Raw genomic sequence first — 25,568 nt, forward strand, 5'->3', positions numbered from 1 at the left:
GGCCGGCTAGATATCGAACAGGGACTCAAGCTGGCGACGCAGCGCCGCGCCCCAGCCGCGCTCGTTCGGCTCGTGGCCGGGCGCGTCAACATAGATGGTCGCTGTCTGGCCGGCAGAGAGCACCAGATCATCGGGCACATCATCGAGTCGGATACGCACCGGAATCCGCTGGGACAGACGCACCCAGTCAAAGGAAGGATTCACTGCCGCCAGCCCACCGGACTGCCCGGTCAGGCTGTTGTCGACGATGCCGCGGGCGATCGAGTCCACGTGACCGTGGAGGTCCCGGTCGCGTCCCAACAAGCGCACGCGCGCCGGGTCACCGGGGTGAATGCCGCCCAGCTTGGTCTCCTCGAAATAACCCAATGCATAAAAGCTGTGCTGATCGACCAGCGTCATGGCCTGAGTACCGGAACTGACGTACTGCCCGGGACGCAGCTGCTGATTGGTGACATAGCCATCCACCGGCGAGCGCACCTTCGAGCGTTCCAGATCCAGTTTTGCCGCGCGCACCGCTACTTCGGCGTTCTGAACGCCGGCCTGAGCCGAGCGATACTCGAAGCGGGCGTTGTCACGCGCCTCCTGTGAGACATAGTTGTTCAGCCGGTCGCGCCGGTTGCTGGTGGCCTTCGCCTCGTCGCGCTGCTCCTTGAGCTGAGACAGATTGGCCTGCGCCCGATCCAGCGCCAGCTGATAGCGCGCCTGATCGATCGTAAAGAGCACATTGCCCTTCTCGACCAGGTCATTGTCATGAACCTCGAGGGTATCGACCAGCCCCGAGACATCCACGCCAACCTGGACAATATCGGCGCGGATACGCCCATCGCGGGTCCAGGGATCATGCATGTAGTGATGCCAGATCCACCAGGCAGCCAGCAGCGCAGCCCCGACCAGCAAAAGCGTCAACACCACGCGCAGGAAACGTCCTGCCAGCGCAGACACGCCTTTCATACCCGACTCCTTGTCCGTCATGTTCTTCCTCCAGCCGGCAGTGCACCGCTGAGCATCAGTACCGCCCACAAGAGCAGTGTAAAAATGGCGATGTCTGCCAGTACCGGCTGCCAGAAAAATCGATACAGCGCGAAATACGACATCACACGGCGTACGCCCCAGAACAGCAGCAGGGCCAGAAACACCGGCAAAAACAGGGGCGGCGTCAGAAACCCCAGAAACGACCACTCATCGAGCATCCATGGCTCCTTGTTCATCCTCGCCCGGCGACAGCGCCTCGCGCGCCTGGGCCGCAGCACCCGGCAGATCCCGCAGCAGATGCGAGAGCATCTCGAACTCTCCGATCAGCGCCGTGGGCAGCGGCTTGAGATCATAAAGAGCGGCCGCCTGCGCCTCGCTTTCCGCCGCCAGACGGCGCCAGGCCGCTTCGTCGCGCCCGGCCTGAAGGAGCTGCCGGCCGAGCCCGGCAATCCAGCGTTCGATCTCATGCTGATGCGACCCGCTCACGCGCGCCAGACGCCGCAGCCGCCAAAGACACATGGCCAGGGCATGCAGGTCCACCGCTTCGCGCAGCATCTGCTCACCGCTGCCCAGCGCCAGCAGGCGGCTCAGCCGGTCATACAGTCGGCTTTCAAGCCAGGTCCGTGATGGCAGCCGCCGTGCCCGGGTCACCCGCTCAAGGCCGCGCCAGTACGCTGCCACCAGCGTTTCCAGCCGCTCGGCAGGCGTGCGCTGACGAAAAAGCGAATAGGTCACCATGGTCACGATGGTGCCCAGAATCGAGGCCAGTCCCCCGTTGATGAACTGGGTCGGATGAAACACATAGGTGCGGTGCAGATTCAAAAGCGTCATCAGTGTCACTGCGCCGGCCAGCCCGACCGCGGCGTAGCGCATGTGCGGGGTCATCAGGGTGCCGATCACCACCGGTACTGCCAGACTCAGCGCCAGAAGCGGAAATCCGGTGATGGATGGAAAGACGACATAGGAAAACAGGCAGCCAATGATCACCGCCCAGATCGTGCCGGTCAGAAACTGTCGCACCACCGCTGCGGGATTGGGTGCCTTGGCAAACAGCACGATAAATACGCCCAGCAGCATCATGGAGAGATACCCGGAGGTCCAGCCGCTGTGGATCCAGAAAAGCCCCAGCAGCTCAAAGGCGATGAAAACGCGAAAGGCGTTATAGCGCGCCACGCCATACTCGGGATGGTTTGCCCGGCGCGGGCGAGGCCCGGTCAGCTTTATCAGCCCGACATGGCGATGATGGCGCATGGCAAGGCTCAGTGCCCGACCGTGATGCAAAAGCCGCATCACTTCACTCAGACGCTCGCGCACCAGCGTGGCCCGTACCAGCGTTACAGGCGCCTGCGGTGTCACCAGTATCGCGACATCCGGAAGCTCCGGCAGTGTCGGCAGCTGATCACCGTCCTGCTCCAGCGCGTCCAGAAAGGGCAGCGTCGGCGCACGCAGGGCCGCCATCAGATCATCGCAGCCCTCACAGCGCGACAGTCGGTCAATGGCCTCTTCGAGCTCACGAAGCCCGGTCATCAGCGCCAGACTGTCACCGGCAAAATGATCCAGCGCCGGCAGCAGCCGTCGAAAACGACGAAATTCGAAGCGCGCCAGGGAGTGCTGGGCCTCGAACTGCTGGTGCTTGCCCATCAGGTTGCGAAGCCGCTCATTGAGCACGGCTCTTGAGCGTGTCCGATCAAGCGCCACGCGCGCCTCATCGGCCGCGCCACTGATCAGGGCCTGGAGCGTGCCCGGCAGCGCACGGCTGCCAAAGCGTGGCGCAATGAGCACGTGCATCAAAAAGCCGGCGCCGATGCCCAGCGCCGTCTCGGTGGTGCGCGCCAGCGCCAGATCAAAGACGTTGTCCACCCCGGTGCCGATGGCGGTCAGCGAGACGAGCGTTGCGGTATAACCGCTGAGCATCATGATGTAGCTGGCCGGCTCATCGTTTAAAAGCATCACGCAAAAGGTACAAAAGGCCAGCCAGGCCCCGGCAGCCAGCAGATAGAGCATCGGCTGCTGGGCAAAGAGCGCAATCAGCACCACCCCCATCAGCGCGCCCAGGAACGTGCCGATCAATCGGCCGATACAGCGATGGATGATGATGCCCAGTGGCGGTGTGCCACCCGTAAACATCACCGGCTGCAGCGTCACGATCATGACGGCCAGAATCGCCCAGGCGGGCTGGGCCAGATCCAGACGCAGCGCCACATAGAGCGCCAGCCAGACCGCCAGCACGGTGCGCAGCGCCAGCACCCAGTGGTCACCGGTAATATCTGGGACAATTCTCATTGACAATGATCAGCATCATGAACGACGCATGTCGCCTGGTGGGCAGGAAAGCCCACAAGCGGACGGCGACAGGCGCAAGGGAAATATCGTAAGGGTGCGAAGTATTTCATCAATCCTGAGCTGACGTCTACCTTAGCCCCTGGACAGTGATGCCGTGACGGCCTGATGCCAGGCCTGCACCTCCTGCATTAGCGTCACGCCCAGGTGCGCACGCGCGGCGCGGATCAACCCCGATGCCCATGTCGAATCAGGCGCGTTCAACAACACGGTTCGCGGCATGCCGGTGTGGTATAACGCGCGCAGTGCCTCGGCAAGCCCGGGTGCGCTGCGGGCCTCCAGCTGCGTCAGATGAAGCACCCACCAGGGCGCGTCCGGCACGGCCTCCGGCAAGGGGGCGGAAAGTACCAGTTCACGAGGCAACCAGCGTGATACGCCCTCTGGCAGACTCAAGCGCGTCACCAGCCCGTCGGAACCCGTGCCACTCCCCTGCCAGGTCATGACGACCAGCTCGGCCGGCGTCGGTCGGTCATCGTCTCTTGCGGTATGCGCCTGCGACCACTGGCGCAGGCCGCTGGCCTGATCACCCGACATCGGCATGGTTCTCCGAGTGATCCAGCATCAGGAACGAGCATCCATCAGCGCATCGCGCGCCGTGAAGGCCTGCATCAGGGCTTCCAGCAGTACCGTGCCGGTTCGCCGGCGGGTGCCGCCGGAGAGATTGAACAGCTGCGCCCGCACGTCCATCGCCCAGTCCTCGCTGCAAAGCTCCAGCCGCGTGGCCAGCGCCGCCAGCCCGGAGGCCAGCTGCAGCCGGGTCTCGCGGTCGCTGCGCGCCACGCCGCTCTCTTCCAGTCGGCGCATGGCCTGACGGGTCAGCCCCTCGAGCCCTTCCAGCGCCACGGCACGGGCCAGCCTGGAGGCCACATCGCGCCCGGTGACGGCATTGGAGAGCCAGTAGCGCTGCGCCAGCACGCGGTTGTCATCCACATCGTGAAGCCTTGCAAACCACACCAGTACCTCGACAGGGGCCCCACTACCGCGCGTTTCATACAGCGCCGGCAGACAGGAGAGCACCATGTTGACCGGACGGGCGCGCCAGCGACACTGGCGCTGATCGATCTCGGCGGCAAGCCCGGCCAGATCGGCCAGCCGCTGACGCTCCCCCTGATAGCGCACCCGACGCGACGCCGTGGCCGCCGACATCCACAGCTGCCGGTCGGCCGCCAGCCGGTGCATTTCATCAATCTGCGGTAGCGCGGCCATCAGATGCCAAGCGCTCTGATGGGTCTCGCGCGCCCAGCGCATGCGCTCGGCTTCCGAGGTCGGCAGGCGATGTCGCAACCAGGTCTGCGGCAACGGCAGCCCGTGATCATCCAGCGACACCAGCGGCATGCTCCAGTCCTGTTGACGTGAGCCCTTCTCCTTTGACCACCACAGAGCGTGCTCTTCGTTGGGAGCGACCGTCAGCGGGGAGCGCGCCGCCATGTGCGCCGCAAAACTTTCCCCGGGGGCATTGCTCAATCCGTGGGCCCAGAGCTGCTCCAGCAGCGGTGTACCGGGCGCCCGGCGGGCCAGGGTATCAAACATTGCATGCAGGGCACGGCCGTGGCTGACCACATCGCGGGACAGCGCATGCGCCTTTGACTGGCGCGTCTGCCCGGCCATCTCGGCAAGGGTTGCCGCGTCATAGCCAAACGGTGAGGCGCTGTCGACCGAGAGCGCCTCATGGACCAGCGCGGCGACATCGACTGCGGCCAGATCTTCCGGCACGCGCTGACCGTTGGCCACAAACAGCACCTGCAGCCGATGGCGGGCCAGAATATCCAGTACGGTGGCCGGACGGGCAGACTCATCGAGTTTGGTAATGATGCAGCCACGAATCGGTGTGCCGGCCCGGTCGGCGGCCTGCTGATAGGCCGCGACCACCTGCTCGAGCGTGTCACCGTGGCTGGCGGCGTCCAGCACCAGCAGGGTCGCAATGGGCACACCCGCCTCGCCAAGGCGCGCCACTTCCGTGGCAAGGCGCGGGTCGCGCTGGCTCATGCCGAGGGTGTCGATCAGGATGGTGCGCTTGGGCGTGGCTCTCTGCATCTGCAACAGCGCCCGGCGCGGCGTCATGAGACGCGCCAGCAGCGCGCCCAGATCACCATCGCCTTCCAGCGCATGTACTTCCACCCCCAGCAGGCGGGCGTAGATGCGCAGCTGCTCCTGAGCGCCGATACGATAGCTGTCAGTGGTGATCAATGCCGCGTCGCGGTTGCCATGCGCCATCACGTAGCGCGAGGCAAGCTTGGCGGTGGTGGTGGTCTTGCCCACGCCGGTTGGCCCGATCAGAGCCATCACGCCGCCTTCGGCAAGCAGGTCACTGTCGGTCTCCAGGGTTTCAAGTCGCGCCGCCAGCTGCCGACTGATCCAGCCGTTGAGCGCCTCATCAATGTCCTCATCGGCGGTATCGGCAAATTCCGCCGGCAGCAGCGCGATCAGCTCGCGCACCAGCGTCTGACTAAAGCCCACGCCGATCATGCGCTGGCGCAGACGCGTGGCCGGTGTGGCCTTCTCCTCGGGCGCAGTGGGCGTGCTCAGGCGAGCGTCAAGCAGATCGCGCATGGCAGCGAACTCATCCATCAGCCGGGCGCTGAAGGCCTGCATTTCCTGTGGGGCAGTCACCGCCGCCGAGGACGAAGCAGGCATCGGATCAGGCGTGACAGGCGTCGGGGCAACAGGCTCGAGCGGCGCGGGTTCGGCCGGCTGACCGGTCAGGCTTTCCTGGTCGGCATCGAGCATCGCGACGATCTCGACGCCGCCCTCAACCTGACGGTTGGAAAGAATCAGCGCCTCGTCACCCAGTGACTCGCGCACCTGACGCATGGCGTCACGCGCACTGGTGCCGATAAAACGGTGTACCCCCATGCCCTGGCTCTCCTGATCGGCGGCGATGGTGCCGGCCGCCGGGTGTCATCCTTAAACGGCGGCCTTCATGTCATGCCGCCAAGGGTGCCACGAGCACGCCGGGGGCAATCAGGAGGAATGGGCCCGAATTCATGCCTTATTCGATATTCGCCCTAAAGTTTTCGCAGGCGCTGCCGAGGGCCCGTCGCACCCAGTGGCGCAATCGCGTCTCGCTCAGGCTCTCGGGGGCATGACTGACCCGATAGAGCAGGGGTGCCATGATGCCATCGATCAGCGTATCGATTGACGGCAGCGATGACTCACCGCGATCACGCGCGCGCGACAGCATCAGCGCGATCTGCTCGCACTGCCAGTCGTAACAGCGCGTCCGAGGGTCGTGGCTGGCACTGCCGAGTGCATCGGCCAGCGCCTGCTGGCCGGGCCTTGAAGTCATCTCCTCCATGAACTCACCGGCCCAGACCATCAGATCTTCCTCGAGCGAGCCGGTATCGCTTAACGGCGCTTCCGGCCGCAGCCGCGCGGCCGCCACGTCGGCCAGCAGTTCACGCAGCGACCCCCAGCGTCGATAGATGGTCGACGGGGTGACCCCCGCGTGTTCGGCGATCATCGGGATGGTCAGCTGCGTGCGTCCCTCGCCGTCATCCAGGGCGCTGACGGCGGCGTGGACAGCCTGCTGCACCCGGGCACTGCGTCCGCCGGGGCGAGGAAGCGGTTTATGGCTCATGGGGCCTCTTAACGCAAAATATTTGCTTTAGCAGGCGAATCACCTACACTGCGCGCATTCTAACGCAAAACCTTTGCTTTAAGGTGTGCCTCATGCCCTCTTTCACTGCCCCGGCGATGTCACGTCCGCGGGAACTGGTGTTTTACACCCTGGTGCTGATGGCCTTTCTGGCCGCCTCAGGTGTGCCTACGCCGCTGTATCAGCTCTATCAGTCCAGCTGGGACTTCTCCACCTCCATGCTGACGCTGGTGTTTGCCAGCTATCTGTTTGCGCTGCTGCTGACGCTTTTATTTACCGGGGCGCTGTCGGATTATCTCGGTCGCCGCCCGGTCATTGCCGCAGGTCTTGTGATCGAACTGGCCTCGATGGGCTGCTTTTTAATGGCCTCCGATCTCGGCTGGCTGTTCGCCGCTCGCATCCTGCAAGGCATGGCCACCGGGGTGGTGACCAGCGCGTTGAGCGCTGCCCTGATGGACAGTGATCATCAGCGCGGCCCGGTGATGGCCAGCGTCGCCCCCATGATCGGCATGGGACTGGGCGCGCTGGGCGCCAGTGTGCTGGTCGCCGGCGCCCCCTGGCCCATGCGGCTGGTGTATGTCGTGATGATCGTGATATTCGCCTGGCAGGTGCTGGGGCTTGGCCGCATGAGCGAGAGCGTGACACGCCGCCCCGGCGCGCTGGCCTCGATGACCCCTCGCGCCCGGGTACCGGCCGTGGTGCTGCCCACGTTTGTACGCACCATGCCGGCCAACGTGGCCGCCTGGGCACTGGGCGGTTTCAGCCTGTCACTGGGGCCGGCCCTGGCCGAGCAGGTCGCCGGATTTCACAGCGCCCTGATGGGCGGACTGCCGGCCTGTATTCTGTCAGTCATGGGCGGCATCAGCGTGTGGCGCTTTCGACGCTTCACGACCCGCACCATCCTGCTGCTCTCGAGCACCCTGTTGCCTGCCGGGCTGGTGCTGGTACTGATCAGCGTCCATCTACACAGCCTGGCGCTTTTAATCACTGGCTACAGCGTGGCAGGTCTTGGATTCGGTTCGGGATTCATGGGCGCGCTGCGCGCCGTCATGCCGCTGGCGCCGGCCGGCGAGCGCTCATCATTAATGGCGGTGTTTTATGTGGTGAGCTATCTCTCCGCCAGTCTGCCGGCACTGGCGGCGGGCGTGGCCACCCAGCGCCTTGGACTGGAGGCCACGGTGTATGTTTACGGTGCCTTCGTGATGGCGTTGTCACTGAGCGTGCTGATCAGCGTCCTGCGCCGCCCGATGACCACGTGTACAGCGGCGTAGTACCAACGGCGCCTGCATCTGATGTTCAGGGCCTGTCACCGCCCAGCCACTTCGGCCACTGCGCAATCTGCGCCTCAAAGCGCATCAGATCCTGCTCGAGCTGCCACTGCAGCCGGGCGCGATCGCTGTGTTCCAGCAGATCGGCGCACTCTCCTTTCGGGGCGACGTCGAGCGATGCACCCTGGCAGGCCGCGACGCGCGTTTTGCCCGCCGCACCGATCGCCCACAGACTCTCGCCCTGCAAAAAGCTGTACTCGAGGCTGTTACGCGCCATCTGCTTGAGCGCCGGATAGTCAAGGCCCTGCTCGGTGACGGCACGCTCGTACTCGTGGGTCAGGTCAATGCGGGAGACGCCCTGATCGTCGGTGGCCAGCACCAGCGGCACCCCCGCATCGCGATAGAGATTGAGCGGATGCTCATCACCGCGAACGCCGAGGATCACATCGTTGCTGGTCAGGTTGATTTCCACCGCCACATTGTTGTCCGCCATGGCCTGCAAAAGCTCTGGCGCATTCTGCTCATGAGCGATGTCCACGCCATGGCCGATGCGTTGGGCACCGGCCATATCGACCGCCTTTTGAATGTGATCCCGCAGCGCAAACGGCGGTACCAGCCCGAGTGTCAGCTCCCCGGCGTGCAACGCCAGCGGCACGTCGGGATAGTGTTTCGAGAGGAAGGCCAGCATCTTCATGTGACGATCATAGTCTTCAAGCGCCACCGGATTGTCTTCCGGTGCAACGATATTGACGCCCACATAGCGCGGATCGGCATCGGCGAGCGCAAAGGCCATCATCAGCTCGCCAAAGACCGCCATCGGCGGCTGGGTACGCACGGCAAAGCCTTGCAGACGCACCGTCACGTCACAGCCCGGCGCGGCATTGTTGCCGTCACAGCCCAGCCGTTTGTCGGCAGTGGCAAACATCTCATCGGTTTCACGGCGGGCGTCTGCCAGCGACGCCTCGAGCTTCGGCGACAGCGCCTGCCAGGCGGCGTCCAGATCATCGGCATCGAGCCCGCGGGACTGCGCCATGGCGCCGAAGCCGTGCACGGCGCCCGGGTTGGAAATGGTTTCGAGATAGCTCAGATGATCACCCGCTGCCAGCTGCTTCGAGGCACTCAGCAGCGCGCCGGGCGAGGCAGCAGCGACCGGCGCAAAACGATCGAAGGTCGCAAAGAACTGGTCATGGCCCTCGACCGGTGGCGTACCAGGGCCGCTGGGTGTATTGCGCATCGACAGGGCATTGAGCAGATCCGCGTACAGGACGCTGTCACGCTGCGCCAGCCCCTCTGCTTCGACCAGCGCATCGCCTTCGCAGGGCGCTGGCGCAATCGCCGACCCGTCGGCGCGCACACACATGCCGGCACGACCGGCCTCTTTTAGCAGGGTTTCCGGCCAGGGGGTGCCCCACAGATGATGGTGAATGTCACCGCCCTTGGGCATGCGCTGCAGGAACATGCGAAGTTTCGGGGGCTGATCGCGAAGTTCGGCCATGACTTCGGCGGTACGATACGTGGGAGACTCATCGGCACCCGCCGGCGTGGCGGTCACCATCACGGCGGCACCCAGCGCCGCGAGCGCCGCCAGACGGCGACGGGAAAGAATCGGGGTCTGCATGGAGTGCCTTTTTGATTGTGTTTCAGTGATTCTTCGACCGTCATGGCGGTCGGTTCCCGGCCCTATATTAGCGAGCCCGCCTCGGACTGTCGTCTTTGGTCAGTCGTCTCTTTTCAGTCATCTCGTGGTCACCCCATCGTCTCGCGCCACCGCCGGCGCAGCTCATCGCCCCGTCTGGCGTCACGGGCTTCCTTGTCGGCTACCTCCGGCAGCAGGGCCACGGCGCGCTCGGGCTCCAGTGCAAAAAGGCCGTCATCATCGCCAAGCATCATGTCGCCGGGACGCACGCTCACCCCGTTGATGGAGAGCGGGCCATTAAGCGTCCCCCGAATGGTGTCGGCATGAATGGTCAGGGCGCTGACGCCGAGATAAAAGGTCGGCAGCGGCAGCGCTCTCAACGCCGCGACGTCCGTGATGTGCCCGACGACCACCACGCCCGCCAGCCTTTTGATACAGCCTGCCAGCGCGCGCAGCTCGCCCCAGCAGGCCAGCCCCCGGGCGCTGTCATGATCCTGGATCACCAGCACGTCGCCGGCTCTGGCCATGATTAGTGCCTCACGCAAAACGCGACTGTCCCGGGCGTTGATTTCCACGGTCAGCGCCGGGCCACACAGGTGTGTGTCGTTGTGCAATGGCTGAAGCCCGGCCAGATAGCCCTCATGGGTGAGATGCCCCAGCGCGGAGGTCGAAAGCCCGTGCCAGGCGGTGAGCGTGTCGGCATCCGGACCGTCCACGCGCGGGTAAACGTCATACATCAGCGCCTCCGGGGTTTTAACAGCGGGCAGCTCTGGCAGTACTCGGCCGGACAGGTGGCCTTGAAATAGAGACAGCAGGTGCGCCGAAAGCGCTGTGTCCGACCATCGACTGTCGGTGTTTCCGGGTAATAAAAGCGGCCCAGCGGGTTCCAGGGGGCGCCGAACAGGGCCGGCGGTGCCGTCAGCAGGAAGTTGAAATCCTCATCGCGTCGCGCTCTGGCCTGTGGATCATCGAGCTTGGCCATGCGGCGCTCGTAAAGGGAGTAAACGCGCACAGCGGCGTTTTCCCACAGCATGTTGAGCGGCACGCCGCTGACCTCGTGAAACGTCTGCCACAACGGCTGCATCACGCCGGCAAACAGCCGCGTCACCAGCCTTGTTCGGTGCGCTTCTCGTTCGGAACCTGCCAGCGAGATGCTTTCAAGCGAAATCAGCGGCAGCGATGAGGTCCAGCGGCCGCCATCGTGCGCCCACTCGAGCAGGCAGTTGTCGCTTGAGACGTCCAGCGCCCGATTGCAGGCAGACAGCGCATAAAGACCGGCCCCGGTCAGTAAAAACCCCAGCCGCTTGGAGAGCAGCGACGCCGTCACGCGTCGACCGGGCGAGCCGATGATGGGTGAGAGCTGATCCAGCATGCGAGCGCAGCGATCAGGTTCACACAGCTCAGCGACCCGAGCTGCACGTACATCCGAGTGCTGCGCCGACACCAGCGCCAGCGTGTCGGTCAGAAAGGCCCACGCCTGCGGCGTGAAATCGCTTTTGCCCTTCATGAGCGGGCCTGTCGGCTCAGCGGAATACACAGCGGCGTCTGCGAGCACGGGTCCTCGATAATCCGACAGGCCAGTCCGAAAATGGCCTCGACCCGTTCGGCCGTCATCACCTGCGCCGGCGTGCCCCGGGCATACACCTGCCCGGCCCGAAGCGCCACCATGTGGTCGGCGTAGCGACCGGCCAGATTCAGGTCATGCAGCACCATCACAATGGTCCGCCCCTCCTCGCGATTGAGTTCATGCAGGAGATCGAGCACCTCCATCTGGTGGTTCAGATCCAGAAAGGAGGTGGGCTCATCGAGCAGCATCAGCGGCGTATTCTGCGCCACTGCCAGCGCAATCCAGGCGCGCTGTCGCTGTCCGCCCGAAAGCGTATCCACCACCTGGTCGGCCAGCGCCTCAAGGCCGGTACGCTCAAGCGCGCGGGCTACCTGACGTTCGTCCTCCGGCGACCACTGCGACAGCCAGCGCTGATGCGGATGGCGACCCAGCTGTACCAGCTGGCGTACCGTCATGCCTTCCGGGGCGACCGGCTGCTGGGGCAACAACGAGAGTCGGTGCGCCACCTCCCGGGTGGGCAATTGATGAATGTCCTGGCCGTTGAGACACACCTGCCCGGACCAGGGGGATAGCAGCCGCGCCAGCGATTTGAGCAGCGTGCTCTTGCCGCAGCCGTTGCTGCCCACCAGAACTGATATCTGTCCTTCGGGCAGGCTCAGCTCGAGCTGATCGAGAATCCGGCGACGCTGATAGCCCAGCGTCAGGGCGTGAGCCGATACCGTGGCCATGGCGGGTCAGCGTACCTCGCGAATCAAAAGGGCCAGAAAAAACGGCGCGCCCAGGGCGGCCACAAAAATGCCGGCCGGCAGATCCAGCGGCAGAAAGAGCGTGCGGGCCACCAGATCGGCCAGCATGACCAGCAGCGCCCCGAACAGCAGTGCCATCACCATCTGTGCCGTGCCCGGAGATCCCGACAGCCGCCGGGCCAGATGCGGCGCCACCAGCCCCACGAACACAAAGGCACCGCCCCACGCCACCGCCACCCCGGCCAGCGCCGAAGCCAGTGCCAGAAGCGCTGCCCGGTACCGCTGCACCGCAAGCCCCAGACCGGTAGCCAGTGCATCATCCAGCGGCGCCAGCACGACATGGCGCATCAGCGCCGCCAGCGGCACCAGAAGTGCTGCACACCACAGCGCCAGGCTCGAGACATCCGACCAGTTGGCGCCGTAAACGCTACCGGTCAGCCACACATAGGCCGAAAGCGTGGTGGTCAACGGGCTGGTCGCCAGCACCAGCGTGGTCACGGCGCCAAGCGCCGCCGCCATGCCGATACCGGTCAGCACCAGTCGCAGCGGCGTCACACCGTGCGACCAGGCCAGGGTATAGACCGCCAGCGCCGCGCCCATCGCCCCCAGCATGGCCGCCACCGGCAACCCCGCCATGCCCAGCGGCACGGCCAGCCAGGCCAGATAGCTGACGGCAGCGGCACTGGCCCCACTGGTCACGCCGATAATGTCCGGTGACGCCAGCGGGTTGCGCATGACCTGCTGCAACAGCCAGCCGGACACGCCCAGCGCGGCGCCGATCAGCGCCGCAAGCAGGGCCCGGGGCAGGCGCAGCTCGTGCACGATCAGCCCTGTCGGCGTCTGCGGATGTGTCAGCGCTTCGAGCAGCGCGTCGGGATCGAGCATCACCCGGCCCAGCGCCAGCGACACCAAAAGCACAAGCGCCACTACCATCCAGAGCGCGGCCACCCGACGCCAGGCAGGCGGTGAAAAGCGTCGTGAAAAACGCCCAAGGCGCAGCGACCGCTCATTCATGACGACGCCCCTGGCGACGCAGCATCACGATAAAAAGCGGCGCCCCGATCAGCGCCGTCATTACCCCGACCGGCACCTCACGCGGCTGAAGGACACAGCGCCCGACCACGTCCGCCAGCAGCAAAAGCGTCGCGCCAAGCAGCGCACAGCCTGGCAGCCATGACCGATGATCGGACGGCAGCAGCCGGCGCGCCATGTGCGGCACCACCAGCCCCACGAAGGTAATGTTGCCGGCCATCGCCACGCAGGCCCCGGCCAGCGCCACAACGAGCACCACGATGGCGCCCTGCAGGCGATGCACCCGCACGCCCAGGCTGCGGGCCATGGCCTCTCCAGTACCCAGCGCGTTCATGCTGCGCGCCAGCGGCCAGCAGAGCATCAGAGCCGCAAGCGTCATGGCCATCAGCGGCCATAACTGCGCGAGCGGTCGACCGGAGACGGCACCGGCCAGCCAGAACAGCACCGTATCCAGCCCTTGCTGATCGATCACCAGCAGGGCCTGACTGAAGGCGTTGAACAGCGCCGTCAGCGCGGCCCCTGCCAGTACCAGCCGAAGCGGCCCGCCGGGCGACTGCCCGCGCATCGCCAGCGCCCAGACCAGCACCGCCGCCAGCGCCGCACCCACAAGCGCGCCGCCATACCAGGCCCAGAGCGCGGCATTGGGAAACATCGACACCAGCACCACGACGGCAAACATGGCGCCGGCATTGATGCCGACAATGCCGGGCGAGGCCAGCGGGTTGCGGGTCAGGGTCTGCATCAGGGCACCGGCCACCGCCAGCCCCGCCCCGACCACCACCGCCACCAGCGTGCGGGGCAGCCGGGTGGTACGAATCAGGAGATCCTCTACCGACAGTTCCGAGGGATGAAACAGCGCCTGCCATACGGCGGCAGGCGTTGACCACTGCGCCCCGGCCATCAGGCTTAGCAGCACGGCCGCCAGCAGCAGCATTCCCAGCGACAGCAAAACACCCCTCCCCTGCGCCGGTCGCTCGGACGTGGCCCCGCTCATGACGCCTCCTCGTCACGCTCAAGCCAGGTCTCGATCTCGTCGAGCTGGGTCAACACCCCCAGAATGCCCCCTGAGAGACTCCAGGCCACGGCATCGATCTCAACCACCTGGCCGGTCCGCGGCGCCTGCATCCGCTGCCAGAGCGGGTGAGACATGAGTCGCCGGGCGTAATCCGCCACCGCCGGACTCCCGGAGTGGCGCATGACAAAAAACACATCGGCCTCCAGCGCCGGCAGGCTTTCGACGCCACCCAGCTTGATCATGACACCGCCGGCGTCACGGGCGGTGGCGTTCCAGCGAAAGCCCAGATCGCTCAGCACCCGTCCGGCAAAGCTTTCGGGCAGATAGCTGCGCACCTGATCGACGCGAATATCGATCAGTGACACCGTGGCCGGCCAGCGCGCGCCAAAGTGCGACGCCAGCCGCGCGCGCAGCGCCACCACGCGAGCGCGATACTGCACCATCAAAGTCGCGGCCTGGCGCTCGCGCCCCAGCGCGCGCGCCATGACCTCAAGCGTGGTCCTGAAACGATAGACCTGCGAGAGCATGACCACCGGCGCCAGCCCTTCCAGCAGCGGGGCAATGCGCTCGTGGCGAAAGCTTGACGCCACGATCAGGGTGGGCGACAGCAGCGCGACGTCTTCCAGACTGGGCTGGGTCTCGAGCCCGACCAGTGTCGAGGTCGACAGTGCCGGACGCAGATAGGGATAGATCGGCGGGTCCTGCCAGGAGCGCACCACCCCGACCGGGGTGATGCCCAGCGCCACCGCGCTGTCGGTGGCGCCCTGAAACAGGGTCACCACCCGGGCCGGACGCGGGCCGGCCAGTGCCGGTACGGGCATGACGCCAAGGGCGAGCATCGCCCCCAGCAGGCGCCGGCGCGAGAGCCCCGGCGCGGACGCGGTGGTCATGGGCTCGGCATGGGCCGGGTCCGACATGGCTCCTCCTGGCAGGCGTCATCAATGCGACGCAACGGGTTAACGCTCTCACCGGTCCCGAACGGCATGCTGCCGGGGCCGGCTCAGAACTTCAGGCTGTAACCCACGGTTAGCGTGCGGCCGCGACCGGCAAAATAGCGCTCGTTCATGTACTCGGCATCCGGGCTGTCCAGCGCGCTCTGCGAGTAATAGGTGATGTAGCGCTCATCGAAAAGATTGGCGAGGCCGACATTGACCTGCCCGACCGGCAATTTGTGGCCAATGGCGGCATCCACCAGGGTGTAGCCGTCAAAGTCACGGTCCCAGCCGTTGGCGCTGTCATCAAAGCTGCGATCGAAGGCATGGTTGACCTGCACCATGCTCGACCACTCCGGCGACCACTGCGCCGACCAGCGCGCGATCAGGCGGTCCGGCGAGACGTTGAGGCCATCGAGCTTCGCATCCAGCGAACCGTCGTCGTTGCTGTCATAGCGCCCGCGCATGTGCGAATAGCTCAGCGAGCCGTGATGTTTTGGCGTGAACTGATAACCGATCGTGGCGTCGATGCCATCGATCTCGGTCTTTTGCCGATTCATTACGAACTGGCCGCCCGGACCGGACGTGACACGGCTGCCGAAATCCGACGACGACACGTAATAGCTCAGCTCGGCATCGAGGCGGCCATCGTCGTAGCGCACGCCGGTTTCGATGTTGTCAGTGACAATCGGGCGCAGGTTCTCGAAGTCATCGGCCGATTGACCCGGGGTACTGATACCGCGCAACGCGCGCCCCACGTCAGGGATCTCGAAGCCTTCCGAGTAATTGGCAAACAGGCTCCAGTGCTTGACCGGGCGCCAGACGACCCCGGCGTTATAAAGCGTCTCATTGAAGCTCTGCGAACCGCCGGCCACCTCGACACCGCCTCCCCTGGAAGCCACGGTGCGATAGTCGTCAACATCCAGATGGGCATACTCGTAACGCGCGCCGGCCGTTAGCGTCAGCGCCTCGATAGGCGTCACCTCCAGCTGTACAAAGGGCGCCAGATCGGTGTAATCGACCTTCGGAACATAGGTTCGATCAGTACGGCGCAGCGACTGCTCGGAGCTGTCAAAGAGCGTATCGAAGCCGACGGTGAGCTTGAGACGGTCGTCCCAGAGGTCATCCCTTGTCAGCGAGGCCTTGGTACCGTACTTGGTGGTGGTGGCGTAGGACTGATCGTACAGCGTACCTACCGGCGCGATGCTCGGGTCCTGGAAGGTGGACGAGTTATCCGCGCCAAACAGCGCCTTGTAGTCCTGATAAAACGCCAGCAGATTCAGATGCATGCCGGCCAGATCGTAGTCGTCATAGGTCAGACCGGTGGTCGAAACCTTGTTGTAGGGCGCCTCCCCTTCCGGATCGCCACGCTCTGAGGTCGTTGCGATATCGCGCGTACGATCACCCGGCACGTCGACATACTCATCCTGACCGCGCACCGTGTAGTGGTTGAAGCTCAGCTGTAGCCGCTGATCATCGTTGAACCACCAGCCCCCCTTCGCCAGCAGGTCGTAGCTGCGCGAATCCATCAGATCCCCCTGGGTGTTATCCACCCCGACGGCCTTGTTGTCACCGTCCAGATAGAGCCCCTGCTGCTCGTAGCCCAGCGAAAAGACGTAGTCGAGTTTGCCCTTGTTGCCGCTAAAGCCGTAGGTGGTCTTGTAGCCGGTGGTCTCGGACTTGAGCTGCGAGGTTGGCGTGGTGACCTGGGCCTCGATGTGCTGAGTAAACGACCCCGGCTCCGGTCGGCGGGTGATGATGTTGATCACCCCACCGCTGGCACCGAGCCCGTTGGTGGCGTTGGCCCCCTGCAGCACCTCGATGTGATCGACCATCGCAAAGTCGATGGTATGCAGTTCACGGCCGGTCGGGCGCAGCGGGTTGGACTGCGGAATGCCGTCGATCATCACCAGCGGCGTGCGCCCGCGCAGGGTTTCACCGCTGCCGGTCATCTTCTGACGCGGCGGTGAATAGGACGGCAGCAGATTGCTGAGAATCTCTGAGGAATCCGAGGTCAGTCGGCGCTGCTGCTGAATCTGTTCGTGGGTCAGGATACGCACGACCTGAGGAGAGTCTTCCCGCTCGGCTCCGACCCGGCTGGCCGTGATGACCATCGACTCGGGGTTGTCCTGCTCGGCGCCATGAGCGGTGACCGGCAGCAGACAGCACAGTGACAGCATCCCCCATGCCGTTCTGGATCGTCGGGGGACTTCAGTGAAACGTGCAGCGCCAGACATCATGAAAAAATTCCCTGCTGATCGTTGGTTATGGAGGTTAACTGCTTGTTGTGACCAGTCTTTAGCACAGGAATGATAATCAATGTCATGTGTTAATATCAATCAATAGCGATTGATTGCGTCGTCTTTGCTTGGATTTGCATCATAAATCGGTACGCAAGGATCATCATGGCAAGGCCAGCAAATTCCGAGAAAACGGGAAGGTAGGTCAGAGGGAACAGACCCGGACGCAAAAACGCCCGAACACTGAAGGTCCGGGCGCTGGATCGCCCGAGAAGAACGGGCGACAAGAGGCCGTTCAGGCCATGAAGGGTCAGGCGTGCGCCAGATCCTCGATCATGGCCCGAAGTACGCCGTAGAAGTTTTCCACCGCGCTGAGCTCCACACGCTCATCCGGGGTGTGAGCTCCGCGGATGGTGGGCCCGAACGAGATCATCTGCATGCCCGGGTTTTTCGAACCGATCAGCCCGCACTCGAGGCCGGCATGAATGACCCGCACCTCGGGGGCCTCGCCGGTGACGCGCTCGTGGACCCGCTCAAAGCGCCCCAGCAGCTCGGATTCCGGCTCGGGCGTCCAGCCCGGATAGCCTTCGTTGATGGCAGGCTCAAAGCCGGTCAGGCGCATCAGGGTGGCAATGCGGGCCACCAGCTCATCGCGGGTCGAGTCGCGCAGCGAGCGCACCATCAACTGAATCGAGAAGGTGCTGTCCTTGAGCCGTACGATGCCCTGGTTGTTGGAGGTCTCGACCACGCCCGGGGCCGAACGACTCATGCCCGCCACGCCGTAGGGCAGACCGTGCATCAGCCCCATCAGCCGGTAGGTGTCTTCACTCGACAGCGCCCGCTCGGCCTGACCCGACTCGACGCTGATGGTCACGCCGTCATCAAGACCGGCCAGTTCCTCGCGATAGATCGTCTGATACTGCTCGATCTGTGCCCTTACCGCTTCATGATGCTGGGCCGGGAAGGCGACCGTGGCGCGTGCTTCGCGCGTGATGGCGTTACCCATGGTGCCGCCGTCGTAATCGACCAGGCGCAGGCCGTGATCACAGAGACGATGCAGCAGACGTGACAGCAGCCGGTTGGCGTTGCCCAGTCCGAGATGGATATCCAGTCCGGAGTGACCGCCCTTGAGACCGTGCACGCTGATGATCTGTGTTTCCATCGGGCCGTCGATGGGCGCATCCGGCAGGGTTGCCTTCGTGCGTACCGAGGCGCCACCAGCGCAGCCAATGTAGACCTGGCCCTCGTCTTCGGAGTCCAGATTCAGCAGGTATTTCCCCTTGAGCCAGCCCGGCTTCAGGTTGATGGCACCCACCAGCGAGGCCTCTTCCTCGACCGTCATCAGCGCTTCGAGCGGCCCGTGCGTGAGCCCTTCTTCTTCGAGGATGGCGAGTGCTGCGCAGGCGCCCACACCATTGTCCGCGCCCAGTGTCGTGCCGCGAGCGTAGAGCCAGCCATCACGAATCTCGGTATCAATCGAGTCGCGATCAAAGTCATGGGTCACCCCGGGGGCGGCCTGAGAGACCATGTCCAGATGACCCTGCAGCACCACTCCGGGACGATCCTCATGGCCGAGCGTGGCCGCCTTGCGAATCAGAAGGTTGCCGGCGTCATCACGCTCGTGCTCAAACCCTTTCTCGGTGGCCCACGCCTCCAGCCGTTTGGCCAGTGCCTCCTCCTTGCCGGATGGGCGCGGCACCTCACAGAAGGTGCGAAAGTGACGCCAAAGATGGGTGGGGGCCAGTGTTTCCAGATGTTCGTTCACGCAAACTCTCCCTGTGCGGTATGACTCGATGCTTGCCCCCAAGAATACGCCATTCGTCTTTCTCCTTCAGCTTCTCTCCTCCAGCTTCGGCCCGGCGCATTCAGGGTGATGCCGGAACGTCCAGCAGCGCACGCGCCTGACGGCGTAACCAGAACATTGCCTGTGCCTGTCCGGTCAGCCCTTCACGCTCGGCCAGCCAGGCCAGCGAGCGCCCCTGCCATAAAAGCCCGCACAGGGTGATCAGTTCGGAGGGCACCACCGCGCCACGGCAGGACCGAAGCCGTTGATGCACCTGCCAGGCCAGCGCGTGGCGGCTCGGTACCAGCGGCGCCAGCCCGAGCGCCAACCGCTCGAGCTGCGCAAGGGCCCTCATGGGAGAGCCCGGCGCCACGACGGCATGATCCGACAGCGTTTGCGCCACCACCGCCGGCGAAAGACCGGCAAGCTCAGAGACCAGCAGCGCCGGCAGCTGCTCGCGCAGGGCCTCGCTCAAAAGGCACTGCAGCGCATCGCCCTGCTCACTCAGGGGCCGACTCATCATGACCGGATACTCACCGGTCGAGGTTTCCGGGTGCAGCCCCAGACGCACGCTCACAAGGCCGCAGCGCTGCCAGAACGCCATGAGCCCGGGCTCCGCCCCCAGGCTCGCGCCGAGAAGCGCCATGTCGTCAGCGCGCGCGCCATCACACACCTTGTCGACCAGCCGCCGCCCCAGCCCCTGGCGCTGGCGCGTGGGCAGCACGGCCAGACGCATGATGCGCCGCAGTCGATGGGTGGCGGTCTCGATCACCCCGCCATGAAGGGCAAGTGACTGCGCCATCAGGTGGCCGCGCGGGCGGCGCTCACCGCGGGCAATCTGTTCTGCCAGCTGCTCGTCAAACCCGCCTTCATCAACCGTCACCGCCACTGCCAGCAGCCGGCCCTCGCCGGCGATCGGCGCGCTCTCCAGCGTTTCGATACCGATATTCGGGCCATCCAGCAGGGTACGCAGATCCGCCGGAGAGGTGCGGTAGTGCGCCTGCACCAGCAGCGCAAACAGGGCTTCAAGGCGCGTTTCATCAAGTGAGAGCGCGTCGCGATCCAGGCGATGGTGATAAGCGGTTGCGGCAGCGCCGTCATCAGGCGGTGACTCGGAGGCCAGCGCCAGCAGCCGGGAGACGCTCTGCTCCAGCGGGTCTGCCTTCGCCCAGCGCACGGGCGTTTCAAGCGTCAGCGCCTTCCATTGTGGCGTGAGTCGGTCCAGCCGGGTACGAAAGCGCAGGGCAAAGCCACGACCGCTACCTTCGTAGCCGTGCACGGTGGTGGCAAAGACCACACGCGGGAAGTGCCTGAGCGCCTCATGCAGCACCGAGGCCGGCAGGGCTGCCGCCTCATCCACCAGCAGGACGCTGCCATCACCACCAAAGTGCTGAGGGCTTGCCATCAGCCGATCAGGGGCGACAAAACAGACCTCGCGCGCCTGCCAGACAAAATGTTGATCCTGCCAGGCGCCCTCCGGCAGCAGCGCGGCGAGACGTTCAAAGACCGGTGCGACGCTTGAAAAGCGCGGTGCGGTGATCAGGATGCGCGCATCGCCCTGCATGAGTCGCCGCGCCGCGCCGATGCCCAGTGCGGCACTCTTGCCACGGCCGCGATCGGCCGTGAGCACCAGCGGGCGGCGCCGGCGCAACCGGGTGATGGCGGCCACCGCCCGGGCCTGATCCGGGCTCAGACAGTCGCGATCCTCGATCGCCACAGGCCCGGTCGGTGCTTCCCTTTTAGCCTGCGGCACGACAAGCGGCTGTCCCTCGATCCAGCGCGCCACCTGGTCATCGGCCCTCAACAGGCGTGCCAGCCGAGCCAGATAGCGGGCATCAAGCGATGACCACTCAAAAGGATCATCAGCCAGACGGGCGTAGTCGGCATCCGGCGCCTCCCCCCAGCTGTCAGGAGTCAGCAGAATCAACAGCCCGCCGGCGCGCACGGTACCGGACAGCGCACCGAAGGCATCCGGATCAAAGCCTTCAAAGGCGTCAAACACCACTGCATCCTGCTCGGTGCCGAGCCGGGTACGAGCCTTTTCCATCACCAGCGGCTCAACCGAGGGCTTGAGGGCATCAGGCACTGATGCGCCCACCCATAGCACTTCCGTCAGCGCCAGTACCTCCAGCAGTGCACCCGCGCGCGCGCGCACCACTTCCGACGGGCCGGACAGCCACAAAAGGCCGCGGTGACGGGCGGCGCTCAGGGCCTGGCACCACTGGTGCAGGGCATTTATATCGTCGTCGGACAAGACAACCTCATGGTCAAAATCTCAAGGGTATCGCAACGCAGCGCGCCCCAGGGACGTTAGTGTGACCTGAACACGCGCCACAGGCGATCATTGCCTTTTCCCACAACGCAGGCGCAGTATTGGCCGCCAATCATCTTCAGGGGCAGCGGCCTTGCTCGATTTTGTTCTGCATCTGGATCAGCACCTTTTGAGCCTGGTCGAGCATCACGGTGTGTGGGTTTACGGCCTGATATTTGCGGTTATCTTCTGTGAGACCGGACTGATCATCATGCCCTTTTTGCCCGGCGACTCGCTGTTGTTCATCACCGGCGCCATTGCCGGAAGCGGTCATCTTGATCCCTGGACGGCCGGTACCGTCATTGCTATGGCCGCACTTGTTGGCGACAACCTCAACTACTGGATCGGGCGGCTCTACGGTACGCGGCTTTTCAACGAGCGTTCGCGCTGGCTGCGTCGCGAGCACCTGGCTCGAACCGAGGCCTTCTACGCCCACCACGGCGGCAAGATGGTCATGCTGGCACGCTTTGTACCGCTGGTACGCACCTTTGCCCCGTTCGTGGCCGGTATCGGCCACATGCCCTGGGTCGTCTTTACCGGCTTCAGCCTGTTGGGCGCGCTGCTCTGGACCGGCATTCTGGTCTCGCTGGGCTATTTTCTGGGCAATGTGCCGCTGCTGCGCGATCATCTGGAAGTGACCATTCTGGGGGTGGCGGTCGTTATGGCGCTGCCGGTCGTCCTGCGGCTGCTGCGTCGGCGAAAATAAGACACGCTATACTTCCGAAAGGCTTCAGAACGCCCTCGCTGCGCCGATAAAGCCATTCATGCCCGCTTCCCTGCGGGTCAGGTACCGGGAGAGACACCATGCCGCGCACCCTATTCAGGCCCGCAATATCAGGTTGTTTTCTGGCCGCTCTTGCCGCGATGGCGACGCTTCCCGTTCTTTCTCCTGTGGCCATGGCCGGTGACTCCGTCATTCTTGAACACCGCGGCCCGAATCTGAACCACCATCGCCTACCACCGCGCTTTCCGCCCTTTGGCATTCGTGACCCGCAGCAGTTCGACCCCGTCCGCGATGTGGATGTCGGCGTCATACTGCCGCCCGAGCAGCTTGAACACTGGCGCAGCAATTACGTACCCGACAACTACCGCCTCAACGGCTATGACGGTGTGCGCCAGGGCGAAGCCAACGTGTGCCGCCATAATGATGGCTCACGCAGCTATTCAAGCTCCGGCATGACCTGTGAGGATGGCAACGCCAACCCGCCGGGTGGCCGCACCTGGTCGACGAAGTAGCGTGCCCCGTGTGTCAGCAAGTCATGGCGTCATACGCCGTCAGCCCCGTGCCGGCCTTATGACCGCGCTGAGCATCCAATGGTCCTGCCACGCCAACGCCAGATAGAAGCGATGGCGTATGGCCGGCGTGGCGGTGCTAGAATGCGCCGTTTCGCGGACGCCCTCGAGATTTTCCTGGCGCCCGCGTTGCGCCTGCGCCTTACACACCCCGGCCTACAAGAGTGCTCCATGTCCGCCAGCTCCGATCATCGCTCTTCTCGAGCATCACTGCCCCGTCTGGGGCTGATTCCGCAGATCCTGATAGGTATCGTCGCCGGCACGCTGCTGGCCCTCTGGGCGCCGGGTACCGCGCAGTCCCTTGCCATACTCGGTGATCTTTTCATCAGCGCATTAAAGGCGATCGCACCGATTCTGGTCTTTGTGCTGGTCATGGCAGCGATCGCCGCGCACCAGCGCGGCCGGCCGACGCAGGTGCATGGCGTCCTCGGGCTCTATCTGGTCGGGACTTTGGTGGCCGCACTGGTGGCGGTCGTGGCGAGCTTCGCCTTTCCAACAACGCTTGCGATCGACGCCCCGCCCGCCGACGGCGCACCGCCCTCCGATATCATCGAGGTGTTGCGCAACCTCGCGTTGAGCGCCGTCGATAATCCGATCAACGCGCTGGTAGAGGCCAATTTCATCGGCATTCTTGCCTGGGCGGTGGGCCTGGGGCTGCTGCTGCGCAAGGCGAGCGATACCACCCGCAACGCGCTGGGTGATCTGTCTGACGCGGTCTCGGGGCTGGTGCGCTTTATCATCCGCTTCGCACCGCTGGGCATCTTCGGCCTCGTGGCCAACACGCTCGCCGATACGGGCCTTGGCGAACTCGCCAACTACGCTCATCTGCTGGCCGTGCTGCTGGGCTGCATGGCGTTCGTGGCGCTGGTGACCAACCCGCTCATCGTATTCGCCTATACGCGCAAAAACCCTTATCCGCTGGTCTTCGCTTGCCTGCGCGGCAGCGCCATTACCGCCTTTTTCACCCGCAGCAGCGCGGCCAACATTCCGGTGAACATGGCACTGTGTGAACGCCTCAACCTGCATCGCGATACCTACTCGGTGTCGATCCCGCTGGGCGCGACGATCAACATGTCCGGTGCGGCCATCACGATCACCGTCATGACGCTGGCCGCGGCGCATACACTGGGGCTGGGCGTCGATTTCCTGACGGCGTTTCTGCTCTGCGTGGTCTCGGCCCTCGCGGCCTGCGGCGTATCCGGAGTAGCTGGGGGCTCGCTGCTGCTGATTCCGATGGCGGCCAGCCTGTTCGGCATTTCCGCTGACGTCGCGATGCAGATTGTCGCTGTTGGCTTTGTCATCAGCGTGCTGCAGGACTCCACGGAGACCGCCCTCAACTCCTCTACCGACGTGCTCTTCACCGCCGCGGCCTGTCGCTCCCCGGGAGCTCAACGGCGTCTGGACGATGAAGCCTACGACGAGACGGCCTGAGGTCGGAGCTCGGGTCGTGTTGCCAATACGAGTGTGCATCCTTTCGAGCCGCCCATTCGGGCGGCTCTTTCATTTCCTTTCCGAGCTGCCTGTACGGCAGCTCAGAAGTATGCCTCCATGACGGCTTGTCGAACAGGTCCGTTCGCTGCCGCATAGGCAGCTCAGAAAAAGTCGACCAAGGCCGAGCCCAAGCAGGAAACGTTCGCTGCCGCATAGGCAGCTCAGAAAATAACCGGCTATGTCTTTAGGGGGTTCATCAAGTTCGCTGCCACATAGGCAGCTCAGAAAAAACCGATCATCGTCGCCGTCCGTGTCGAAGAGTTCGCTGCCGCATAGGCAGCTCAGAAAAAACCCGCCGCCAAACATCGACATGAGTATTGGTTCGCTGCCGCATAGGCAGCTCGGAAAACGTCGAGCAGAAGCGGCCCAAACAGCGGCGACGACGATGTATGCGAGGTTAATGCCATCCCTTCGAACAGACGTATTCGGCAGGCGCCAAGCCTCGAAAGATTAGCCGTGACCGCTCGATATGCCGGAAAGACCCGGGTCATTTTTCAAGCGTGTAATCGATCGTGGTGACCACCCGTATTCGTTTGATGTCCGGGGTATAGCTGTCGAGATCCTCGATCGAAAAATAACCCTGGCTTGCGTTTTTGATGGTACCGACATGGCTGTCGGCATCCCGGGCAAACTGCTGCGCCGCACTGCGGGCATCTGCCGTGGCTTCTCCAATCATTTCGGGCTTCAGGGCATCAAGCCCGGTAAAGAGAAACTCGGTGCGATAGTCATAATTGGGCGAAAGCACCACGCCCTCACTGACCAGCTCTCCCGTTCGGGGCATTGCCTGCTTGACGCCCTCGACCTTCGGAGTGCGTAAAAGCACCGTTGCTTCCCCCTGATAGCGCTCATCGGGACGATCGGCACCATAAAGATTGGCGAAGCGGTCGGTGACCTGCGGAGAGGTCACGGTAATGCTGCTTGCGTCGAATCCGCTGCGCGTGAGGAAGTCCCTGATACGCGTTGACTGCGTCGTCAGCTCACGCTGTAGCGCATCCAGATCGTTGGCCGTCACGGTATAGTGAAGCGGCCAGAGTGCCATATCAGCCGGCACTTCGCGTTCTGAAAGCCCCTTGACGGTCACGCTGCGTCCAGCATCGCGCCAGGTCTCGGCGGCCTTGCCTATATAGCTGCCGCCCCAGATCATGCCCACGGCCAGAAAACTGCCCAGAACAAGGGCACTGCGTATATGCATGGTGTTTCCTCCTGACTCGGGCATCGCCCAAGGTGATTTTTTGGCCATCCGAACCAACGACGGCGCCTGAGAAAAACGCAACACCTGTATTATTGCCGTTTTTCAGCGGTCTGTATGGCAGCATAAAAAAACCCGGCGCCATCGGCGCCGGGTAT

21 protein-coding genes are annotated in these 25,568 nt (G+C 64.2%); 4 read left to right on the plus strand and 17 right to left on the minus strand.

Going from position 1 to position 25,568, the window contains the following annotated elements:
• Positions 1–6: 6 nt before the first annotated feature.
• From B9H00_RS05900 to B9H00_RS05925, 6 genes are all read right to left on the minus strand, one after another.
• Positions 7–951: an efflux RND transporter periplasmic adaptor subunit gene (locus B9H00_RS05900; RefSeq protein WP_086899868.1), complete on the minus strand. Its 945-nt coding sequence runs from the start codon at positions 949–951 to the stop codon at positions 7–9.
• Between the two features lie 17 nt (positions 952–968).
• Positions 969–1,190, minus strand: a complete 222-nt coding sequence (locus B9H00_RS05905) for a DUF1656 domain-containing protein (protein WP_157663191.1) — start codon at positions 1,188–1,190, stop codon at positions 969–971.
• Positions 1,180–3,255 carry an FUSC family protein gene (locus B9H00_RS05910; RefSeq protein WP_086899869.1) on the minus strand — a complete coding sequence of 692 codons (2,076 nt, stop codon included), beginning with the start codon at positions 3,253–3,255 and terminating at the stop codon, positions 1,180–1,182. Before B9H00_RS05910 ends, B9H00_RS05905 begins: the two co-directional genes overlap by 11 nt.
• Before the next feature lie 132 nt (positions 3,256–3,387).
• Complete coding sequence (locus B9H00_RS05915; protein WP_086899870.1) at positions 3,388–3,852, minus strand: hypothetical protein; 465 nt, start codon at positions 3,850–3,852, stop codon at positions 3,388–3,390.
• A gap of 21 nt (positions 3,853–3,873) precedes the next feature.
• Positions 3,874–6,165, minus strand: coding sequence for a flagellar biosynthesis protein FlhF (gene flhF, locus B9H00_RS05920; RefSeq protein ID WP_086899871.1), 2,292 nt, complete (start codon positions 6,163–6,165; stop codon positions 3,874–3,876).
• A 136-nt stretch (positions 6,166–6,301) separates the two neighbouring features.
• Positions 6,302–6,889 (minus strand): TetR/AcrR family transcriptional regulator, encoded by a 588-nt coding sequence (locus B9H00_RS05925; RefSeq protein WP_086899872.1) that lies wholly within the window; start codon positions 6,887–6,889, stop codon positions 6,302–6,304.
• 92 nt (positions 6,890–6,981) lie between these two features.
• On the opposite strand from B9H00_RS05925, the gene B9H00_RS05930 reads away from it, so the two are divergent.
• Positions 6,982–8,178 carry an MFS transporter gene (locus B9H00_RS05930; protein WP_086899873.1) on the plus strand — a complete coding sequence of 399 codons (1,197 nt, stop codon included), beginning with the start codon at positions 6,982–6,984 and terminating at the stop codon, positions 8,176–8,178.
• Between the two features lie 25 nt (positions 8,179–8,203).
• Here B9H00_RS05930 and B9H00_RS05935 read toward each other — a convergent pair whose 3' ends face one another.
• The 10 genes from B9H00_RS05935 to B9H00_RS05985 form a co-directional block, all read right to left on the minus strand.
• Positions 8,204–9,793, minus strand: a complete 1,590-nt coding sequence (locus tag B9H00_RS05935; protein WP_211329650.1) for an adenosine deaminase family protein — start codon at positions 9,791–9,793, stop codon at positions 8,204–8,206.
• Positions 9,794–9,921: 128 nt separating this feature from the next.
• A complete protein-coding gene (locus tag B9H00_RS05940) occupies positions 9,922–10,548 on the minus strand; it encodes an RraA family protein (protein ID WP_086899874.1) in 627 nt (208 codons plus the stop codon).
• Positions 10,548–11,318: an IucA/IucC family C-terminal-domain containing protein gene (locus B9H00_RS05945; protein ID WP_086899875.1), complete on the minus strand. Its 771-nt coding sequence runs from the start codon at positions 11,316–11,318 to the stop codon at positions 10,548–10,550. Before B9H00_RS05945 ends, B9H00_RS05940 begins: the two co-directional genes overlap by 1 nt.
• Positions 11,315–12,106, minus strand: coding sequence for an ABC transporter ATP-binding protein (locus tag B9H00_RS05950; protein ID WP_086899876.1), 792 nt, complete (start codon positions 12,104–12,106; stop codon positions 11,315–11,317). Before B9H00_RS05950 ends, B9H00_RS05945 begins: the two co-directional genes overlap by 4 nt.
• A gap of 6 nt (positions 12,107–12,112) precedes the next feature.
• Positions 12,113–13,138, minus strand: coding sequence for a FecCD family ABC transporter permease (locus tag B9H00_RS05955; protein WP_086899877.1), 1,026 nt, complete (start codon positions 13,136–13,138; stop codon positions 12,113–12,115).
• Entirely contained in the window at positions 13,131–14,150 is a 1,020-nt protein-coding gene (locus B9H00_RS05960) for a FecCD family ABC transporter permease (protein ID WP_086899878.1), read from the minus strand. The genes B9H00_RS05955 and B9H00_RS05960 overlap by 8 nt, the downstream gene beginning before the upstream one ends.
• Positions 14,147–15,088: an ABC transporter substrate-binding protein gene (locus B9H00_RS05965; protein WP_211329649.1), complete on the minus strand. Its 942-nt coding sequence runs from the start codon at positions 15,086–15,088 to the stop codon at positions 14,147–14,149. Before B9H00_RS05965 ends, B9H00_RS05960 begins: the two co-directional genes overlap by 4 nt.
• Positions 15,089–15,171: 83 nt before the next feature.
• Positions 15,172–17,343 carry a TonB-dependent receptor gene (locus B9H00_RS05970; protein WP_236944367.1) on the minus strand — a complete coding sequence of 724 codons (2,172 nt, stop codon included), beginning with the start codon at positions 17,341–17,343 and terminating at the stop codon, positions 15,172–15,174.
• Between the two features lie 310 nt (positions 17,344–17,653).
• Positions 17,654–19,108 (minus strand): beta-Ala-His dipeptidase, encoded by a 1,455-nt coding sequence (pepD, locus tag B9H00_RS05980; protein ID WP_086899881.1) that lies wholly within the window; start codon positions 19,106–19,108, stop codon positions 17,654–17,656.
• Positions 19,109–19,208: 100 nt separating this feature from the next.
• Positions 19,209–21,380, minus strand: a complete 2,172-nt coding sequence (locus B9H00_RS05985; protein ID WP_086899882.1) for a tRNA(Met) cytidine acetyltransferase TmcA — start codon at positions 21,378–21,380, stop codon at positions 19,209–19,211.
• A gap of 151 nt (positions 21,381–21,531) precedes the next feature.
• Between B9H00_RS05985 and B9H00_RS05990 the strand changes: the two genes are divergently transcribed.
• The 3 genes from B9H00_RS05990 to sstT all read left to right on the plus strand — a co-directional run bounded on the left by B9H00_RS05990 (position 21,532) and on the right by sstT (position 24,161).
• Positions 21,532–22,143, plus strand: coding sequence for a VTT domain-containing protein (locus B9H00_RS05990; protein WP_086899883.1), 612 nt, complete (start codon positions 21,532–21,534; stop codon positions 22,141–22,143).
• A 98-nt stretch (positions 22,144–22,241) separates the two neighbouring features.
• The gene (locus B9H00_RS05995) at positions 22,242–22,673 is read left to right on the plus strand and encodes a hypothetical protein (RefSeq protein ID WP_120211739.1); all 432 of its coding nucleotides are present in this window, start codon (positions 22,242–22,244) and stop codon (positions 22,671–22,673) included.
• A 228-nt stretch (positions 22,674–22,901) separates the two neighbouring features.
• The gene (sstT, locus tag B9H00_RS06000; RefSeq protein WP_086899885.1) at positions 22,902–24,161 is read left to right on the plus strand and encodes a serine/threonine transporter SstT; all 1,260 of its coding nucleotides are present in this window, start codon (positions 22,902–22,904) and stop codon (positions 24,159–24,161) included.
• A 547-nt stretch (positions 24,162–24,708) separates the two neighbouring features.
• Here sstT and B9H00_RS06005 read toward each other — a convergent pair.
• Positions 24,709–25,413, minus strand: coding sequence for an SIMPL domain-containing protein (locus B9H00_RS06005; RefSeq protein ID WP_236944368.1), 705 nt, complete (start codon positions 25,411–25,413; stop codon positions 24,709–24,711).
• Between the last annotated feature and the right edge of the window lie 155 nt (positions 25,414–25,568).

This window comes from Kushneria marisflavi (genome assembly GCF_002157205.1).
GTDB lineage: Bacteria > Pseudomonadota > Gammaproteobacteria > Pseudomonadales > Halomonadaceae > Kushneria > Kushneria marisflavi.

Bases quoted from the DNA above. Each gene is read 5' to 3' on its own strand.
- B9H00_RS05900 (WP_086899868.1), bottom strand. From the start codon at position 951: ATGAAAGGCGTGTCTGCGCTGGCAGGACGTTTCCTGCGCGTGGTGTTG.
- B9H00_RS05905 (WP_157663191.1), bottom strand. From the start codon at position 1,190: ATGCTCGATGAGTGGTCGTTTCTGGGGTTTCTGACGCCGCCCCTGTTT.
- B9H00_RS05910 (WP_086899869.1), bottom strand. From the start codon at position 3,255: ATGAGAATTGTCCCAGATATTACCGGTGACCACTGGGTGCTGGCGCTG.
- B9H00_RS05915 (WP_086899870.1), bottom strand. From the start codon at position 3,852: ATGCCGATGTCGGGTGATCAGGCCAGCGGCCTGCGCCAGTGGTCGCAG.
- flhF (WP_086899871.1), bottom strand. From the start codon at position 6,165: ATGGGGGTACACCGTTTTATCGGCACCAGTGCGCGTGACGCCATGCGT.
- B9H00_RS05925 (WP_086899872.1), bottom strand. From the start codon at position 6,889: ATGAGCCATAAACCGCTTCCTCGCCCCGGCGGACGCAGTGCCCGGGTG.
- B9H00_RS05930 (WP_086899873.1), top strand. From the start codon at position 6,982: ATGCCCTCTTTCACTGCCCCGGCGATGTCACGTCCGCGGGAACTGGTG.
- B9H00_RS05935 (WP_211329650.1), bottom strand. From the start codon at position 9,793: ATGCAGACCCCGATTCTTTCCCGTCGCCGTCTGGCGGCGCTCGCGGCG.
- B9H00_RS05940 (WP_086899874.1), bottom strand. From the start codon at position 10,548: ATGTATGACGTTTACCCGCGCGTGGACGGTCCGGATGCCGACACGCTC.
- B9H00_RS05945 (WP_086899875.1), bottom strand. From the start codon at position 11,318: ATGAAGGGCAAAAGCGATTTCACGCCGCAGGCGTGGGCCTTTCTGACC.
- B9H00_RS05950 (WP_086899876.1), bottom strand. From the start codon at position 12,106: ATGGCCACGGTATCGGCTCACGCCCTGACGCTGGGCTATCAGCGTCGC.
- B9H00_RS05955 (WP_086899877.1), bottom strand. From the start codon at position 13,138: ATGAATGAGCGGTCGCTGCGCCTTGGGCGTTTTTCACGACGCTTTTCA.
- B9H00_RS05960 (WP_086899878.1), bottom strand. From the start codon at position 14,150: ATGAGCGGGGCCACGTCCGAGCGACCGGCGCAGGGGAGGGGTGTTTTG.
- B9H00_RS05965 (WP_211329649.1), bottom strand. From the start codon at position 15,088: ATGTCGGACCCGGCCCATGCCGAGCCCATGACCACCGCGTCCGCGCCG.
- B9H00_RS05970 (WP_236944367.1), bottom strand. From the start codon at position 17,343: ATGATGTCTGGCGCTGCACGTTTCACTGAAGTCCCCCGACGATCCAGA.
- B9H00_RS05995 (WP_120211739.1), top strand. From the start codon at position 22,242: ATGCCGCGCACCCTATTCAGGCCCGCAATATCAGGTTGTTTTCTGGCC.
- sstT (WP_086899885.1), top strand. From the start codon at position 22,902: ATGTCCGCCAGCTCCGATCATCGCTCTTCTCGAGCATCACTGCCCCGT.
- B9H00_RS06005 (WP_236944368.1), bottom strand. From the start codon at position 25,413: ATGCATATACGCAGTGCCCTTGTTCTGGGCAGTTTTCTGGCCGTGGGC.